The 16,624-nt window shown below is 60.2% G+C and carries 14 protein-coding genes; 8 read left to right on the top strand and 6 right to left on the bottom strand.

What is annotated here, in order from left to right; genetic code table 11:
• Nucleotides 1–144: 144 nt before the first annotated feature.
• Together AB4Z13_RS09240 and AB4Z13_RS09235 are read left to right on the top strand one after the other, a co-directional pair.
• Nucleotides 145–915 (top strand): 2-keto-4-pentenoate hydratase, encoded by a 771-nt coding sequence (locus AB4Z13_RS09240; RefSeq protein WP_439016866.1) that lies wholly within the window; start codon nucleotides 145–147, stop codon nucleotides 913–915.
• A 28-nt stretch (nucleotides 916–943) separates the two neighbouring features.
• Entirely contained in the window at nucleotides 944–1,102 is a 159-nt protein-coding gene (locus AB4Z13_RS09235; protein WP_310385411.1) for a hypothetical protein, read from the top strand.
• 375 nt (nucleotides 1,103–1,477) lie between these two features.
• On the opposite strand, the gene AB4Z13_RS09230 is transcribed toward AB4Z13_RS09235, so the two are convergent.
• Nucleotides 1,478–3,241 (bottom strand): glucan ABC transporter ATP-binding protein/ permease, encoded by a 1,764-nt coding sequence (locus AB4Z13_RS09230; protein WP_113319853.1) that lies wholly within the window; start codon nucleotides 3,239–3,241, stop codon nucleotides 1,478–1,480.
• 320 nt (nucleotides 3,242–3,561) lie between these two features.
• On the opposite strand from AB4Z13_RS09230, the gene AB4Z13_RS09225 reads away from it, so the two are divergent.
• From AB4Z13_RS09225 to AB4Z13_RS09215, 3 genes are all read left to right on the top strand, one after another.
• Complete coding sequence (locus AB4Z13_RS09225) at nucleotides 3,562–4,302, top strand: LuxR family transcriptional regulator (protein WP_113319852.1); 741 nt, start codon at nucleotides 3,562–3,564, stop codon at nucleotides 4,300–4,302.
• 118 nt (nucleotides 4,303–4,420) lie between these two features.
• Nucleotides 4,421–7,885: a pyruvate carboxylase gene (gene pyc, locus AB4Z13_RS09220; protein ID WP_439016865.1), complete on the top strand. Its 3,465-nt coding sequence runs from the start codon at nucleotides 4,421–4,423 to the stop codon at nucleotides 7,883–7,885.
• Nucleotides 7,886–8,052: 167 nt separating this feature from the next.
• Entirely contained in the window at nucleotides 8,053–8,625 is a 573-nt protein-coding gene (locus AB4Z13_RS09215) for an NAD(P)H-dependent oxidoreductase (RefSeq protein WP_113319850.1), read from the top strand.
• A 42-nt stretch (nucleotides 8,626–8,667) separates the two neighbouring features.
• On the opposite strand, the gene AB4Z13_RS09210 is transcribed toward AB4Z13_RS09215, so the two are convergent.
• From AB4Z13_RS09210 to AB4Z13_RS09195, 4 genes are all read right to left on the bottom strand, one after another.
• Nucleotides 8,668–9,429, bottom strand: coding sequence for an amino acid ABC transporter ATP-binding protein (locus AB4Z13_RS09210; RefSeq protein WP_113183627.1), 762 nt, complete (start codon nucleotides 9,427–9,429; stop codon nucleotides 8,668–8,670).
• Nucleotides 9,426–10,106 (bottom strand): amino acid ABC transporter permease, encoded by a 681-nt coding sequence (locus AB4Z13_RS09205; protein WP_113183626.1) that lies wholly within the window; start codon nucleotides 10,104–10,106, stop codon nucleotides 9,426–9,428. The genes AB4Z13_RS09210 and AB4Z13_RS09205 overlap by 4 nt, the downstream gene beginning before the upstream one ends.
• Before the next feature lie 104 nt (nucleotides 10,107–10,210).
• A complete protein-coding gene (locus AB4Z13_RS09200) occupies nucleotides 10,211–10,984 on the bottom strand; it encodes an amino acid ABC transporter substrate-binding protein (RefSeq protein WP_439016864.1) in 774 nt (257 codons plus the stop codon).
• Nucleotides 10,985–11,138: 154 nt separating this feature from the next.
• Entirely contained in the window at nucleotides 11,139–12,008 is an 870-nt protein-coding gene (locus AB4Z13_RS09195; protein ID WP_310385396.1) for a DMT family transporter, read from the bottom strand.
• 210 nt (nucleotides 12,009–12,218) lie between these two features.
• Here AB4Z13_RS09195 and AB4Z13_RS09190 point away from each other — a divergent pair, with 210 nt between their 5' ends.
• The 3 genes from AB4Z13_RS09190 (at nucleotide 12,219) to ispG (ending at nucleotide 15,593) form a co-directional block, all read left to right on the top strand.
• Nucleotides 12,219–12,995, top strand: a complete 777-nt coding sequence (locus AB4Z13_RS09190) for a DeoR/GlpR family DNA-binding transcription regulator (RefSeq protein ID WP_439016863.1) — start codon at nucleotides 12,219–12,221, stop codon at nucleotides 12,993–12,995.
• A 61-nt stretch (nucleotides 12,996–13,056) separates the two neighbouring features.
• The gene (locus tag AB4Z13_RS09185; RefSeq protein WP_439016862.1) at nucleotides 13,057–14,250 is read left to right on the top strand and encodes an MFS transporter; all 1,194 of its coding nucleotides are present in this window, start codon (nucleotides 13,057–13,059) and stop codon (nucleotides 14,248–14,250) included.
• A gap of 95 nt (nucleotides 14,251–14,345) precedes the next feature.
• On the top strand, nucleotides 14,346–15,593 hold the full coding sequence (ispG, locus tag AB4Z13_RS09180) for a flavodoxin-dependent (E)-4-hydroxy-3-methylbut-2-enyl-diphosphate synthase (RefSeq protein ID WP_439016861.1): 1,248 nt from the start codon (nucleotides 14,346–14,348) through the stop codon (nucleotides 15,591–15,593).
• A gap of 57 nt (nucleotides 15,594–15,650) precedes the next feature.
• Here the strand turns inward: ispG and AB4Z13_RS09175 are convergent, their stop codons facing one another.
• Nucleotides 15,651–16,565: a polyprenyl synthetase family protein gene (locus tag AB4Z13_RS09175; protein WP_439016860.1), complete on the bottom strand. Its 915-nt coding sequence runs from the start codon at nucleotides 16,563–16,565 to the stop codon at nucleotides 15,651–15,653.
• Nucleotides 16,566–16,624 lie beyond the last annotated feature (59 nt).

Below are 16,624 nucleotides of genomic sequence, written 5' to 3'. Positions count from 1 at the left end.
CCAGGTGGAATGCGCAGCCGCAAGCGGGACCTCCGGGATCACTATGAGATTTTGATTTTTTAGCTGTTCATCACGAATGGAACGGCTACGCGCCTCGCTCCATTTTGGCTTCCTGAGGCAATGCCAATGATAGGGAGCACGAAGATGTACTTCGAACTCAAGGACGCCACAGCCGATATCCTCGCCAGGAGCCGTCGGCATAACGAACTCTGCGATCTTCCGCTTGACCTGATCTCCTCCAAACGTGAGGCCTATGACATTCAGGCGATTGCGCAGGATGCGCTGGGTTTCGAGCGTAAGGGCTATGCGCTCGTCGGTACGAGCGAGGAATCGCGCCACACTCTCGGTCTTGCAAAGCCGATCTATTCCGAAATTCCTGCCTCCGCACTGTTTGCCGGCACGAAGGAATTCCGGCTGCCGCAAGGCACCATCGGTGTCCAGGGTGAGCTGGTTTTCAGGATGCTGCGGTCTTATCCGGATATCGGAGAACCGATCAACCTCGACAGTGCTGCTGAAGCCGTGCTCGATTGCCGCCCGGCCGTCGGCATTCTCGGCCGGCGCACGCGGCGGGTCTTTACGGGAGATTACGCAGCGATCGCCGACTTCGGCCTGCATGTCGCAACCCTGTGCGGTGATCATACCGGGGCGCTGACATCAGCCGATCTTGCCAGCATCGATATTACAACCTTCCTGTTCAAGCAGACGGTCTTTTCGGGGACATCCGCATCGGTCATGGGCAATCCGCTCAATGCCGTCGTCTGGCTGGCAAACCAACTTTCGGCGAACGGCAGGCAGCTTCAGGCCAACAATATCGTTGCGACGGGATCGTGCACCACCATTCTTCAGGTTTGGCCCGGCCAGCATCTGGCGGCTGATTTCGGACCGCTTGGACAAGTCGAATGCATCTTTGCGTGACACGCATTTCAAGCGGAAAGGACAGGTTATGAGGTCGCAGCGAAAGCCATTCATTGTCGAGATCAAGAAGACGAAACAGTTCTGCCGCAAGCCGGTTCCGGCTGAGGCCAATCGCCCGGACGCAGCGATGAAGACAGGGACAAAGACGGCTGTCGGCCTGGCCATCCGGAGCGAGGGTCGCGCCTGATGGTTAGTCGCAACATTCCTCACGAATATTTCCTGCTTGATGCCGCGAAGGCAGACGGCCCTGTGGTCGGTCATCTTCGCGGCAAACCGATTTCTGCCGTGGTCATCGACCGGAACGGTGGCTGCTATCGGTTTGTCGGCGTTGCCGCCAGAGATGGCCGCGGCAGACTTGATGTCATGTCGCTCAAACAGGGCGAATGGATACTTGCACCTGACCTCGTCTATGCAGAAGCGGCTAAGAGACTCTACGGATCAATCCTTACCGATGATGAGAACAAGCGGGTCTGCCCACAGCGATTCACAGGGAATCCCGCGCAACAAAAAGGCCGGAAGAGCGATGCCCTTCCGGCCTTTTGTCGTGTCCTTGCGAAGCCGATCAGGCAGCTTCGGTCGTATGGGCCTTGCGGACTTCGTCGTCCGTCAGGATGCCGCTGGCGCGGAGCAGAGCGGCGAAGCGGCCGTTCGAGTGGCTGAGCTCATCGAAGCTGCCGTGCTCGACGATGCGGCCGTTATCCAGGAACAGCACCATATCCGCCTCGCGGACCGTCGAGAGACGGTGGGCGATGATGAAGGTGGTGCGGTTCTGGCGCAGGTTGTCGATCGCCGCCTTGACGCGGGCTTCCGTCTCGACGTCGAGAGCGGAGGTCGCCTCGTCCAGCACCAGGATCGGCGCATCCTTAAGAATGGCTCGGGCGATCGCGATACGCTGGCGTTCACCGCCGGAGAGCTTGTTGCCGCGCTCGCCGACATGGGTGTCGTACTGCTCGTCGCGGTTCTCGATGAAGTCGGCAGCGGCAGCCGCTTCGGCGGCGCGGCGCATATCCTCTTCCGAAGCGTTCTCGCGGCCGAGGCGGATATTGTCGCTGATCGAGCGGTTCAACAGGCCCGCGTCCTGGAAGACGGTGGCGATATAGCGGCGCAGCGACTTGCGCGTGACCTTGCTGATATCGTGGCCGTCGACGAGGATCTGGCCGCCCTGCGGGTCATAGACGCGTTGGAGCAGGTTGACGAGCGTCGTCTTGCCAGCGCCGGTCGGGCCGACGATCGCAACCGTCTGGCCGGCCTTCACCTTGAAGGAGACGTTGTGCAGGCCCTGCGAGCTGTTGGCGAAGCCGAAGGAGACGTCGTTGAACTCGACATCACCCTTGACGTCCTTGATCTCGCCGTTGCCGGCCGGCTCTTCGCGTTCGCGGACGGAATCTTCCAGATTGTAGAAGTCTTCCAGCTTCGAACGGGCTTCGAAAATCTGCGTGGCGAACTGACGCATCAGGTCAAGGCGGGCAATCAGCAGGTTGGCGAAGCCAATGAAGGCGATAACGTCGCCGACGCGCAGTTCGCCGTTCTGGACGAGCACGGTGCCGATGACGAGCACGACCATCATGGCGATCGTCGAGGCCATGCGGTTCAGCGCGCTCGCAAGCGCCCACCAGTCGAGTACCGGATACTGCGCCTGCAGCAGGCGATCGGCGAAGGACTTCAGCGCACGCGTCTCGGCATCGATGCGGTTATAGCTATGGAGAACCGAGACGTTGCTGATGGAATCGCTGACATGGCCGAAGACGGTATGATAGTGGTTTTCGACCGAAGCCTGGCCGTCCTTGGTGCGGCTCATGACCACACGGCCGATGATCCAATAGGCGATACCGAGCACGATCAGGACTGCGGAGAGGCGCAGATCCATGGACATTGCGGTCGGAATGAGCAGACCAAGCGCAATGACCGTCGAAAGATGGTTGCGCATGAACTCCAGCCACAGGCCGAACAGGGTTTCGCAAGCGCGCAGCAGCGTGTGCAGCGCGTTGGATGTGCCCCGCTGGTGGTGCCAGGAAAGCGGCATGGAGATGATGCGGCCGAATGCCTCGGTCAGAAGCGTCGCGCGGCGGCCATGGGCCAACCTGTCGGCTTCGCGTGCCACGAGGACGAACGCTATGGTGTTGAAGACGGCAAACGCCGCCCACATCATGAGGATCGGCTTGACCTCGCCCTTGCCGGAAATCGCATCGATGATACGGCCGAATAGTATCGGCTCGGCGATGGTGATGGCCGCCAATACGATATTCGCGATAACGACGAGGGATACGCGGAGCTTGTAGGCGCCAAGATAGCGCAGAGCCCTTGCATAGACCTTGAATAACGACACGTCGGGACCTCTTTTGCATCTGCGAAAAAACGGGATGGTGCGATGCTACAAAGATCTACCTGAACCGACGATTAACGGGATATTCAGGTTTGGAATCCGGCTTCGAAATTCGCGCGTACGGTGCGATCGCTCAGTGCGATAAGTGACCATAGTTTCGAAATTGTTGCTTAGGCATACATCGCGACAATTTGCGCTTGCATTCCCTGGAGCGTCTAGCGCACCATCCAGTTTGTGAACTGCAATTTTTTAATAAAGACCGTTCAGCGGCGGGTTATCAGGCCTGCTCCGGCGGCCTCGTTGGTCCGGGCAAGGGGCATTTTGTGCAAATTCATTCTTTAATTCAATTACTTGTGATTCTAGAGGAACATTCCGACAGCGAAAGCGCGATCGAAGAACTCGACAAGGTGATCCGCGCGAGCGGATTCGATTTCTATGGTCTGCTTCGCCACCCCAAGCAGGGAGACAACCCATGGAGTGTGACTATGGCCAGCCGGTGGCCGGACAGATGGTCACACGTCTATGCAGTGAAAAAATATGTGCTCGTCGATCCGACCGTGCGGTATCTTGCACATGCGCAGCGGCCCTTCCGCTGGCGCGACAGCATGGCCGCTTTTAGGGCCGACCCGCATCAGCGCCGCATGGAGCAGATGATGGTCGATGCCTTCGGCCATGGGCTGGAAGACGGCTATGTCTTCCCGATCTATGGACGAAACGGCATCTTGGGCAGCCTCAGCCTCGGCGGTAAGCCCGTTGAGCTTTCACCGGCTGAAATCTCGCTTTTCGAGGCGATCGCCCGCAAAACCTTCTGGCGGCTGCTCGATCTGCAGGGCGAAGCTGCGACGCTGGAAACGGTGCCGATAACCGACACACAGCTGACCCGGCGCGAAATGGAAATCCTGCATTATCTCGCCGAGGGTATGACGTCGATGGAAATCAGCAAGCATCTGAAGATCTCCAATCATACGGTCGACTGGTACATGAACGGTCTGCAGGATAAGCTGAAGGCCAAGAACCGGCAGCAGGCGGTGGCGCTTGCTTTCCGGTATGGTTTGATTACCTGAGATCCAGAGAAATTCTATTTCGTCGAGACGAGGGAAATTGAACTTTCTGTAACAGCACGTTAAGAATTCTCTTCGCGGGTGCAGCATGGCCCGTTTTTCGTGCTTTGAGGAGAGTACATTGCCCATATCGAAGATCCTTGTCGCCAACCGTTCCGAAATCGCCATCCGCGTCTTCCGCGCGGCCAATGAGCTCGGAATAAAAACGGTCGCGATATGGGCTGAGGAAGACAAGCTGGCGCTGCACCGCTTCAAGGCCGACGAGAGCTATCAAGTCGGCCGCGGCCCGCATCTCGCCCGTGATCTCGGCCCGATCGAAAGCTATCTTTCGATCGACGAAGTGATCCGTGTCGCCAAGCTTTCCGGCGCCGACGCCATTCATCCGGGCTACGGTCTGCTTTCGGAAAGCCCCGAATTCGTCGATGCCTGCAATGCTGCAGGCATCACCTTCATCGGCCCGAGGGCCGATACTATGCGTCAGCTCGGCAACAAGGTGGCAGCGCGCAATCTCGCCATTTCCGTCGGCGTTCCGGTCGTTCCGGCGACTGAGCCGCTGCCTGACGATATGGCGGAAGTTGCCAAGATGGCTGCCGCGATCGGCTATCCCGTGATGCTGAAGGCGTCCTGGGGCGGCGGCGGTCGCGGCATGCGCGTCATCCGCTCCAAAGCAGATCTCGCTCGCGAGGTAACCGAGGCCAAGCGCGAGGCGATGGCTGCTTTCGGCAAGGACGAAGTCTATCTCGAAAAACTCGTCGAGCGCGCCCGCCACGTCGAAAGCCAGATCCTCGGCGATACGCACGGCAATGTCGTGCATCTCTTCGAGCGCGACTGCTCCATCCAGCGCCGTAACCAGAAGGTCGTCGAGCGCGCGCCCGCCCCATATCTGTCGGAAGCGCAGCGTCAGGAACTTGCCGCCTATTCGCTGAAGATCGCGCAGGCGACGAACTACGTCGGCGCCGGCACCGTCGAGTATCTGATGGATGCCGATACCGGCAAATTCTACTTCATCGAAGTCAATCCGCGCATCCAGGTCGAGCATACGGTCACCGAAGTCGTGACCGGCATCGATATCGTCAAGGCGCAGATCCACATCCTCGACGGTTTCGCGATCGGCACTGAGGAATCCGGCGTGCCGAAGCAGGCGGATATCCGCCTCAACGGCCATGCGCTGCAGTGCCGCATCACGACGGAAGATCCGGAGCACAATTTCATTCCGGACTATGGCCGCATCACTGCCTATCGTTCGGCATCGGGCTTCGGCATCCGCCTCGACGGCGGCACGTCCTATACCGGCGCGATTATTACCCGCTACTACGACCCGTTGCTGGTGAAGGTGACGGCTTGGGCGCCGAACCCGCTGGAGGCGATTTCGCGCATGGACCGCGCACTGCGCGAATTCCGTATTCGCGGTGTTGCCACCAACCTGACCTTCCTGGAAGCGATCATTACGCATCCGAAGTTCAGAGATAACACCTATACGACCCGTTTCATCGACACCACGCCTGAGCTCTTCCAGCAGGTCAAGCGCCAGGACCGTGCCACCAAGCTTTTGACCTATCTCGCCGATGTCACCGTCAACGGGCATCCCGAGGCGAAGGATCGGCCACGGCCATCGCAGGATGCCGCCAAGCCGGTCGTACCCTACGCAGACGGCGGCAAGATCCCCGATGGTACGAAGCAGCTTCTCCACCAGCTCGGTCCGAAGAAATTCGGCGAGTGGATGCGCGAGCAGAAGCAGGTGCTGCTGACCGATACGACGATGCGCGACGGTCACCAGTCACTGCTCGCCACCCGCATGCGCACCTATGACATTGCCAAGATCGCCGGCACCTATGCGCATGCGCTGCCGAATCTCTTGTCGCTGGAATGTTGGGGTGGTGCGACTTTCGACGTCTCCATGCGCTTTCTGACCGAGGATCCATGGGAGCGTCTGGGGCTGATCCGCGAGGGAGCTCCCAACCTGCTGCTGCAGATGCTGCTGCGCGGCGCGAACGGCGTCGGCTACAAGAACTACCCCGACAATGTCGTCAAATACTTCGTCCGACAGGCCGCCAAGGGCGGTATCGACCTTTTCCGCGTCTTCGACTGCCTGAACTGGGTGGAGAATATGCGCGTGTCGATGGATGCTGTGGTCGAGGAGAACAAGCTCTGCGAGGCAGCGATCTGCTATACGGGCGATATCCTCAATTCGGCGCGACCGAAGTATGACCTGAAATATTATACGGATCTTGCCGTCGAGCTCGAAAAGGCCGGCGCGCATATCATCGCGCTGAAGGACATGGCGGGCCTCCTGAAGCCGGCCGCGGCCAAGGTGCTGTTCAAGGCGCTGCGCGAGGCAACCAGCCTGCCGATCCACTTCCACACGCATGATACGTCGGGCATTGCCGCGGCCACGGTTCTTGCTGCCGTGGATGCAGGCGTCGATGCCGTCGATGCAGCGATGGATGCACTGTCAGGTAATACCTCGCAGCCCTGCCTAGGCTCCATCGTCGAAGCGCTGCGTGGCTCCGAGCGCGATCCGGGCCTCGATCCGGAATGGATCCGCCGCATCTCTTTCTATTGGGAAGCGGTTCGCAATCAATATGCGGCCTTCGAGAGTGACCTCAAGGGACCTGCTTCGGAAGTCTACCTGCACGAAATGCCGGGCGGCCAGTTCACTAACCTCAAGGAACAGGCCCGTTCGCTAGGGCTCGAGACCCGCTGGCACCAGGTGGCGCAGGCCTATGCCGACGCCAACCAGATGTTCGGCGATATCGTCAAGGTGACGCCGTCGTCCAAGGTCGTTGGCGATATGGCGCTGATGATGGTGAGCCAAGACCTGACAGTTGCCGACGTCGTTAGCCCGGATAGGGAGGTTTCCTTCCCTGAATCGGTGGTCTCGATGCTGAAGGGCGATCTCGGCCAGCCCCCATCAGGATGGCCGGAGGCGCTGCAGAAGAAGGCGCTGAAAGGCGATCAGCCCTATACGGTGCGCCCTGGCTCGTTGCTTGACGATGCCGACCTCGACGCGGAGCGCAAGGCGATCGAGACCAAGCTGGAGCGTGAGGTCAGCGACTTCGAGTTTGCCTCCTACCTGATGTATCCGAAGGTCTTCACCGATTTCGCATTGGCTGCGGACACTTATGGTCCGGTCTCGGTGCTGCCGACGCCCTCCTATTTCTACGGCCTCAAGGATGGCGAAGAGCTGTTTGCCGATATCGAAAAGGGCAAGACGCTGGTCATCGTGAACCAGGCGATGAGCGGTACCGATAGCCAGGGCATGGTCACCGTCTTCTTCGAACTCAATGGCCAACCGCGCCGCATCAAGGTGCCGGATCGGGCGCACGGCGCTTCGGGGGCTGCGGCCCGCCGCAAGGCGGAAGCCGGCAATGCCGTCCATGTCGGGGCGCCGATGCCAGGCGTCATCTCGCGTGTCTTCATTGCGCCTGGCCAGGTCGTCAGTGCCGGTGACGTACTCGTCTCCATCGAGGCGATGAAGATGGAAACGGCGCTGCATGCGGAAAAGGACGGCACGATTTCGGAAGTCCTGGTCAAGGCCGGCGACCAGATCGACGCCAAGGATCTGCTCGTCGTCTATGCCGGTTAAGAAGACGACGGACGATCGTTTCCGGCATCACCCGATTGTGTACGATCGTGTCGTTAAAAAGCTGATTTTTCTATGAGTTAGCAGCCTTCTCGCCTTGCCGGGCGAGGAGGCTTTCTCATAGACTTGAGCTCCCATCACCGCCCCCAAGATCAATCAGGGATCATCTCATGAGCAAGTTGAAGATTGCCGTCATCGTTGGCAGCACGCGTATTGGCCGTTTCGCTGAACATCCGGCCAAGTGGATCGCCGAGCTCGTCGACCAGCGTTCCGATCTCGAAGTCGAGGTTCTCGATCTTCTCGACTACCCGATGCATTTCTTCGGCGAAGCGCGCGCCACCACGGCGGAAAGCGAAACCGCCGAGCGCTGGAAGAAGAAGCTGCGCGAATTCGACGGCTTCATCTTCACGGTCGCCGAATATAACCATGCTCCGACGGCTGTTCTGAAAAACGCGATCGATCTCGGCGAATTCATCCATAAGCCGGTCGGCTTCGTCGGTTACGGCGGCGTCGGTGGCGCACGCGCCGTCGAGCAGCTTCGTCTGGTCTTCGTCGAAATGAGTGCAGCTTCTGTCAGGACGGGGGTACACATCGCGTTCAGCGAATATCTTGCCGTTCTGAAGGAAGGCAAGAGCCTCGGCGATTACGCGCATCTGAACGAAGCTGCCAAGAACCTGCTCGATCAGCTGACCTGGTGGGGAAATGCGCTGAAGGCAGCACGTGCCGTCGTCACTGCCGCCTGATCGGGATTTCCGTATGCCGGGATTTCGCATCCCGGCATCGCCTCAAATATCGTAGGTATGAGCGGCGTTGATGGTAGAGATGAAGCGCTTGGTGCGCTCCTTCTCCGGCGTATTGAAGATCGCTCTGGCGCTGCCGGTTTCCACCACGCTGCCGGCCTCCAGAAAAACCACGTCATTGGCAATCTTGGAGGCGAGGCGAAGATCATGGGTCGCCATGACCATGGTCGTGCCTTCCCTGGCAAGCTGACCCAGCACATCCACCACTTCCGCTGACAGTTCCGGATCAAGCGCAGACGTCGGCTCGTCGCAGAGCAATACGCGCGGCGAAGGCGCAAGAGCGCGGGCGATCGCCACGCGCTGCTGCTGGCCGCCGGAGAGCGTCGAGGGCCAGGCATCGGTCTTGTGCGCCATGCCGACCTTGGTCAGCAGCTCCATGGCGCGTTCGCGCGCCTTTTCCCTTGGCCATTTCAGCACTGTGACCAGACCTTCCATGACGTTTTCGATCGCCGTCTGATGCGGAAAGAGCTGAAAGTTCTGGAACACCATGCCGGTCTGACGACGGATCTTCTGAATTGCCTGCCAGCCGACACGCTTGCCGGGCGTGAAAGAGAGCGTTTCTTCGCCGAGGCGGATGGTGCCTACAGTCGGAATCTCCAGGAGATTGATGCAGCGGAGCAGGGTGCTCTTGCCGCCGCCGGAGGGGCCGACGAGGGCGGTAACGCTGCCTTCCGGGATGCGGATGCTGATATCCTTCAAGATGACGGCGTCGCCGAAGCGCTTTTCGATATTGGAAAGCTCGATCATGCATTTGCCTCCAGCATTCCGCCATAACGGGCGAAGCGACGCTCCAGCCGCTGCTGCAGCGTCGAGAGTACGGAGCTCAAGGCGAGATAGATCAGCGCCGCCTCGATATAAAGGATCAGCGGTTCGTAGGTGGTCGCGACGATGCGCTGCGCGGCCTGGAAGAGCTCGGGTACTGTGATGGCTGCTGCGAGCGAGGTATCCTTGACCAGTGAAATGAAGGTATTCGACAGCGGCGGTACTGCGACGCGGGCGGCTTGTGGCAGGATGGTGCGGCTCATGGCCTGGCGCCAGCTCATGCCGATGGAATAGGCCGCTTCCCATTGGCCCTTGGGCACAGAGGAGATGACGGCACGGATGATTTCGGAGCTATAGGCGCCGATATTCAGCGTGAAGCCGATGAGCGCTGCCGGGAAGGCGTCGAGCAGGATGCCGATGCTCGGCAGGCCGTAGAAGATCACGAAGAGCTGGACGAGCAGCGGCGTGCCGCGGATGACCCAGACATAGAAACGGGCAATGGCTGCAACAGGCGCGGGTCCGAAAAGACGGGCGATGGCGGTGATCAGTCCCAGGATCAGGCCGAAGGCGAAGGAAAGCAAGGTCAAGGGGATGGTAAAGATCAGCCCCGCCCAGAGGAGCGAGGGAAGCGATTCCGCCATCAGTTGGAGCCAGTGCGGCAAGGGCGTGTCCTCAAGAAAAGACGCGTCCGGCGAGTGTTCGCCGGACGCTTTCTCATGCAGCTATAAATGATATGGCGGCAGCGCGAAACCGCCGGTGTCAGGACTTACTTCGAAACGTCCTGGCCGAAATACTTGTCGGCGATCTTCTTGTAGGTGCCATCAGCCTTGATATCGGCGAGCGCCTTGTTGATCGCTTCGAGCAGTTCCGGCTCGCCCTTGCGGATGATGATGCCGGAATAGTCGGCATTTTCCTGCTGGGCCACGATCTTCACTGGAGCGTCCGGCTTGTGCTTCTTGAAGTCCAGGAAGGAGAGGCTGTCGTTGATCGTTGCGTCGGCGCGCTTCGTCAGGACGAGCTGGATCGACTGATCGAAGCCGTCGGTGCCGACGAGTTCGGCGCCCGCTTCCGTGGCGATCTTGCCGAAGTTGCTGGTCAGCGACTGGGCGGACTTCTTGCCCTTGAGATCGGCGAAGGTCTTGATGCTGTCGTCGCCGTCGCGAACGATCAGTACGGCCTTCGACGCGATATAGGGTTCGGAGAAGTCGTACTTCTGCTTGCGTGCGTCGGTGATACCGACCTGGTTGATGACGGTGTCATAACGCTTGGCGTCGAGGCCGGCGATCAGGCCGTCCCATTTGCCTTCGATGAACTCCGCCTTGACGCCGAGCTTGGCGGCCACCGCTTCGCCGATCTCGACGTCGAAGCCGACGAGCTTGCCGCTTTCGTCATGATAGGTGAAGGGCGCATAGGTGCCTTCCGTGCCGATCTTGAAGACGCCGGCAGACTTGATGGCGTTGAGGTTTTCGCCGGCATGGGCGGGCAGCAGGGCTGCAGCCTGAATGAGGGCGGCGGCGGCGACGGTTTTCAACCAGTTCATTGTTCTATCCATCCTTGGGAAGATTGTGTTCGGATGGTCGATACATCGCAGAAAATTGCGGTATCGAAAGCGTAGAAAACTGCAAATAAAAGCGGCAACTGCGAATATTTTTCTCAAGCTGCCACTCTGACCACGAATCTGGCTGAAACCGGTATCAGGCCACGGCGCGACGACGCAATTTTTCGCTGACGATGATGATCAAGCCCGCGCCAAGAATCATCACCGCACCAACGACGACATTCTGCGTGGGTACATCAGCCCAAATCAGATAGCCGAGGATGAAGGCCCAGACGAGCGATGTATATTCGAAGGGCGCGAGCACCGACACTGGAGCCTGACGCATGCCTTCAAAGAGGGCGAACTGGGCGCAGCCGGCGACGACACCGGTGCCGATGAGCAGGGCGAGTTGCGTGAGAGTTGGGGTCTGCCAGGTGTAGATCACGGCAATACCGGTCATTATGAGGAAGAAGACGTTGGAGACCGCAAGCTGGATGATAGTCTTCTCATGCAGCGAGGTTTTGCGCAGCAATACCATGGCGGAAGCCCAGAGCACGGCTGCCTGCAGCGCCAGATAGACCGGCCAGGAGATCGTGAGCCCGACGGGATTGCTGGCGATGAGCACACCGACGAAGCCGACACCGACCGCTAGCCAACGGGCGGGGGTGACCTCTTCCTTCAGGATGAACCAGGCGAGCAAGGTGCCGACGACAGGCGCTGCGTAATAGAGCGTCGTGACCTCGGCGAGCTGCAGATGACTTGCGGCCGTGTAGTATGAAAGCCATGCACAGAGCAGAAGGATGCTGCGGGCAATCATCGGCTTGATGATCGGCGAGGTGATCGCCTGATGCACAAGTTTGCTGCGGCCATAGGCGAGGCAGCCGAGAAGGATGGTGAGGCTGCGGAAGAACAGGATCTGCCAAACGGGAATGCTCGCCGTCAAAACCTTGACGATCGCATCATGGAAAGTGAACGCCATATAGGCGGCGGTCGTGAGCAGGATGCCCAGGCTGACGGAGTTTTTCACGGGGATGTACCAGAGGCGGGCTATGCCGGCGGGAATCGGGAATGCCTGATCGATAGTCCTGCCCCCGGACACGGTCAATATGCGAGATTTCGCCCTGTTCGTGGAGCTTTGTTTCAGAGCGTCAGAAAACGTGTGATCGTGCATGTTGCGTGCACGGTTATCAGTGTTTATGCATGATTTCAGATTTTGAAGGGTTGATCCGGTATAAACATGCAAGATTTCCTGTTGCGGGAACGCCAGACTGTCATTTCCGAGCGACTGAAGACGCATGGCCGCGTGCTGGCTGCAGAACTGGCACTCGAATTCGGCGTCTCGGAGGATACGGTGCGGCGCGATCTGCGCGAGATGGCGGCGGCAGGGCTCTGTGAGAGGGTATATGGCGGAGCGTTGCCGATTTCGCCGGCGCACGGAAGTCTGACCCAGCGCATGAGCTTTGCTGCCGACCGGAAACAGGCGCTGGCCCGCGCCGCGGCAGAGGAAATCGTCGCAGGTACGACGGTATTCTTCGATGCCGGCAGCACCAATCTGGCGATTGCCAATGCTCTGCCGGCCGATCTTCCGTTGACCGCTGCCACAAATGCGCCGGCGATTGCCGCGGCCCTGATCGAGAAGCCCGGTGTAAACGTGATCCTGATCGGTGGTCTGGTCGACCGCCAGACCGGCGGATCGCTTGGCGCAAAAGCCTTGCGGGACATGGAGCAGCTAGCGCCCGACCTTTGCATCCTGGGCGCCTGCGGCGTCGATATCGAGGCGGGTTTGACGACATTCGGCTTCGAGGATGCGGAGTTCAAGAGGTTCGCCACATCCAGGAGCAAGCGGGTCATGGTCGCTGCGACATCGGAAAAATTCGGTACGGCTGCGCCACACAGCGTTCTGCCGGTCGCGCATTGCGAATGCCTTATCGTCGAGCACGATGCGGATGCCGCCATGCTCGAACAATACCGTGCACGCGGGTGCCGGACGATCATTGCGGATAAGACGGCTTGAGACCGTTCCGCCTTTTACAGGGATCGGGCAGGCAAGCCCGATCAAGAGGAAAGACAAGGAAATGGATAATAATGTGAGTGCAGCGCCGTGGGTACGGAGCGGCTTCATTACCAGGAGCAGAGCGGCGGTCTCGCTGCTCTTTCTCATGAATGGTTTCGTCGTCGGCTGCTGGGCGCCGAAGATTCCCGACTTTGCCGAGCGGCTGGGACTCACCAAGTTCGAGCTTGGGCTGATGATTCTCGTCTTCGGTTTCGGCTCGCTGGTGATGATGCCAATCGCCGGCGCGCAGATCGCCAAGCATGGTTCACGCGTTGTCGTGCGGGTGCTTGCCGTCTGTTTGCTGCCAATGCTTCTGGCGCTGACGCTGTCTCCCAACGTCATCACAGGGGCGATCTCGCTCTTTCTGTTCGGCGGTTTCATGGGCGCGATGGACGTGGCAATGAACGCCAATGCCGTGGCGGTGGAAAAATCCATGCGCCGCGCGATCATGTCATCCTGCCATGCGTTCTGGAGCCTTGGCGGTCTGATAGGCTCCGGCCTTGGCGGCCTGGTGATCTCCAGGCTCGGCATTCTCGGCCACGCGGAACTGGCGACCGTGCTGGCCGCTATCTTCCTTGCCGTCGCCTGGCCGATGGTTCTGGCCGATCCGCCGCATCCCGATACCAAGAAGGAGAAGACGAAGCTGCCGATGGTGCCGCTGCCGTGGCTGCTCGGCGTTATGGCGCTGTTCTGTATGGTGCCGGAAGGTGCTGTCCTCGACTGGGGTGCGCTTTATCTCAGGCAGGAAATGGGTGCGTCGGTTGCCCTCTCCGGCCTCGGCTTTGCGGCCTTCTCGGCGGCCATGGCGACCATGCGCTTTGCCGGCGATCTCGTCCGCGATCGTCTCGGCGGGGTTAAGACGCTGCGCATCTGCACGCTCTTTGCCATCGTCGGCATGCTGCTTGCTAGCCTTGCGCCGAATGCCGAAATCGCCATCATCGGCTTCGCACTTTGCGGTATTGGTATTTCGAACATGGTGCCGATCGCGTTTTCGGCGGCGGGCAACATCCCCGGCCTGAAGCCCGGTATCGGCATCTCCGTCGTCACGACCCTGGGCTATTCCGGCATGCTGGTGGCGCCTTCGGTGATCGGCTTCGTGGCCGAGCATGTGGGTTTTGCGGCCGTCTTTATGGCGCTGCCGGTGCTGCTGCTCGTGGTTCTCGCATTCTCCAGGCTCGCGCAATATGCCGACGGGGTCTCGGGCGGCGGCCACTGAGCCGCCTCCAAACAAAAGTGATATACGGGGCGGTTGACAAGCTCGCGGGCTTGATCCACCTGAAAGGCTCTGTTTTCCGGGTGTAAGAGCTCTTTATGTCTGCTTTTGATTTCGATCCGAAACCGCGCCGCGCTTCCGTTGCCGTCGATGTCGGCGGTGTCATCGTCGGCGGCGGTGCGCCGGTCGTCGTGCAATCCATGACCAACACCGATACGGCGGATGTGGATTCCACGGTTGCGCAGGTGGCCGCACTCCATCGCGCCGGTTCGGAGCTGGTGCGCATCACCGTCGACCGCGACGAAAGCGCTGCCGCCGTGCCGAAGATCCGCGAGCGGCTGCTGCGCCTCGGCATGGATGTGCCACTGATCGGCGACTTCCACTATATCGGCCACAAGCTGCTTGCCGATCATCCGGCCTGCGCCGAAGCGCTGGCGAAGTATCGCATCAATCCCGGCAATGTCGGCTTCAAGGACAAGAAGGACAAGCAGTTCGCCGAAATCATCGAGATGGCGATCCGCTATAACAAACCGGTGCGCATCGGGGTCAACTGGGGTTCGCTGGACCAGGAACTGCTGACGCAGCTGATGGACAAGAACCAGGCCGAAGGATCGCCGCTTTCGGCCCGGCAGGTGACGCACGAGGCGATCGTGCAGTCGGCGCTGCTGTCTGCCCAGCTTGCCGAAGAGATCGGCCTGCCGCGCAACCGCATCATCCTGTCGGCCAAGGTCAGCCAGGTTCAGGATCTGATCGCCGTCAATTCCATGCTCGCCGAACGCTCCAACCATGCGCTGCATCTCGGCTTGACCGAAGCCGGCATGGGCACCAAGGGCATCGTCGCCTCTTCGGCTGCCATGGGCTATGTGCTGCAGAACGGCATCGGCGATACGATCCGCATTTCGCTGACGCCGGAGCCGAATGGTGACCGCACCCGCGAGGTGCAGGTGGCGCAAGAACTGCTGCAGGTCATGGGTTTCCGCCAGTTTGTGCCTGTCGTCGCGGCCTGTCCCGGCTGTGGACGCACGACCTCGACGGTATTCCAGGAGCTCGCGCAGAACATCCAGAGCGACATCCGCAAGAACATGCCGATCTGGCGTGAGAAATATCCGGGTGTAGAAGCACTCAATGTCGCCGTGATGGGCTGTATCGTCAATGGACCGGGCGAAAGCAAACATGCCGATATCGGCATTTCGCTTCCCGGCACCGGCGAGACGCCGGCTGCCCCCGTCTTCATCGACGGCAAGAAGGCCCTGACGCTGCGCGGCCCAAATATCGCCTCGGATTTCGAGGCGCTCGTCATCGACTATATCGAGAAGCGTTTCGGCCAGAAGACGGCAGCGGAGTAATCACTCCGCTTTTCGATGAACTGGAGCAGGGCTGGATGGTACCGCCCTTCCTCTGTCTCAATTCTTGCGTTCGGCCACGAAGTGGGCCGTGGCGATCAGCACTGCGGCGCGTTCACCATAGGGGGCGAGCAGCTCTTCTGCGTCCTCGACATGCTGACGCAGCCGCTTCTCCGCCCATTCCATGCCGTGAAGCGCCACCAGCGTTCCCTTGCCGCGGGCGGCATCTTTGCCGGTCGCCTTGCCCATCGTCTTGATATCGGAGATCAGGTCGAGAATATCATCGGCAAGCTGGAAGGCGAGGCCGATCTTCTCGCCGAAGCGGCGCAGGCGCTGCCGGTCTTCGGCCGAAGCGCCGGCAATGATGGCGCCGGCCTCGCAGGCGAAGCGGATCAGCGCACCCGTCTTCATCGCCTGCAGGCGGATGATGCCAGCTTCATCGGGCGCCTGCTTTTCCGCTGCAAGATCAAGGGCTTGCCCGCCGGCCATGCCGCCGAGGCCCGCGGCGCGGGCGATCGCCAGAACGAGTTCTGTCTTGCTGCGGTCCGGCAGGTCGGTTTCCGGGGCTGCGATGATGTCGAAGGCGTAGGTCAGCAGGCTGTCGCCGGCCAGAATGGCGGTCGCTTCGTCGAATTTGATGTGTACGGTCGGCTTGCCGCGGCGCAGGTCGTCGTCGTCCATAGCGGGCAGATCGTCGTGAACGAGCGAATAGCAATGGATGCATTCGAGTGCTGCGCCGACGCGAAGTGCTGCCTGCCTGTTGCCGCCGAGAAGTGCTGTGCTTTCCACGACAAGAAAGGGGCGCAGGCGTTTGCCGCCATTCAGGACGGCGTAGTGCATGGCGCTACGCAAGAGGTCGGGACGGGCGATCTCGTCGGACAGTACGGTGGGAGAGAGCAGGAGATCGAGCAGCGCCTCGATCTCAGCGGCGCTGTTTTTCAACCGTGTCTCGAATGTTTCCCGCTTAGCGTCCATGCGCGCTCTTTGGCACGGCAGAACGGCTGCTGGCAACGGAATTGTCGATCGCCGCGTCA

The organism is Rhizobium sp. YAF28 (assembly GCF_052113285.1).
GTDB lineage: Bacteria > Pseudomonadota > Alphaproteobacteria > Rhizobiales > Rhizobiaceae > Rhizobium.
The sequence above is the reverse complement of the archived record's forward strand: the minus strand, read 5'-3'. Positions and strand labels throughout refer to the sequence as shown.

What these genes read in the sequence shown, in the direction of transcription:
- AB4Z13_RS09240 (WP_439016866.1), top strand. Translation starts at nt 145, where the DNA reads ATGTACTTCGAACTCAAGGACGCCACAGCCGATATCCTCGCCAGGAGC.
- AB4Z13_RS09235 (WP_310385411.1), top strand. Translation starts at nt 944, where the DNA reads ATGAGGTCGCAGCGAAAGCCATTCATTGTCGAGATCAAGAAGACGAAA.
- AB4Z13_RS09215 (WP_113319850.1), top strand. Translation starts at nt 8,053, where the DNA reads ATGAGCAAGTTGAAGATTGCCGTCATCGTTGGCAGCACGCGTATTGGC.
- AB4Z13_RS09210 (WP_113183627.1), bottom strand. Translation starts at nt 9,429, where the DNA reads ATGATCGAGCTTTCCAATATCGAAAAGCGCTTCGGCGACGCCGTCATC.
- AB4Z13_RS09200 (WP_439016864.1), bottom strand. Translation starts at nt 10,984, where the DNA reads ATGAACTGGTTGAAAACCGTCGCCGCCGCCGCCCTCATTCAGGCTGCA.
- AB4Z13_RS09190 (WP_439016863.1), top strand. Translation starts at nt 12,219, where the DNA reads ATGCAAGATTTCCTGTTGCGGGAACGCCAGACTGTCATTTCCGAGCGA.
- AB4Z13_RS09185 (WP_439016862.1), top strand. Translation starts at nt 13,057, where the DNA reads ATGGATAATAATGTGAGTGCAGCGCCGTGGGTACGGAGCGGCTTCATT.
- ispG (WP_439016861.1), top strand. Translation starts at nt 14,346, where the DNA reads ATGTCTGCTTTTGATTTCGATCCGAAACCGCGCCGCGCTTCCGTTGCC.
- AB4Z13_RS09175 (WP_439016860.1), bottom strand. Translation starts at nt 16,565, where the DNA reads ATGGACGCTAAGCGGGAAACATTCGAGACACGGTTGAAAAACAGCGCC.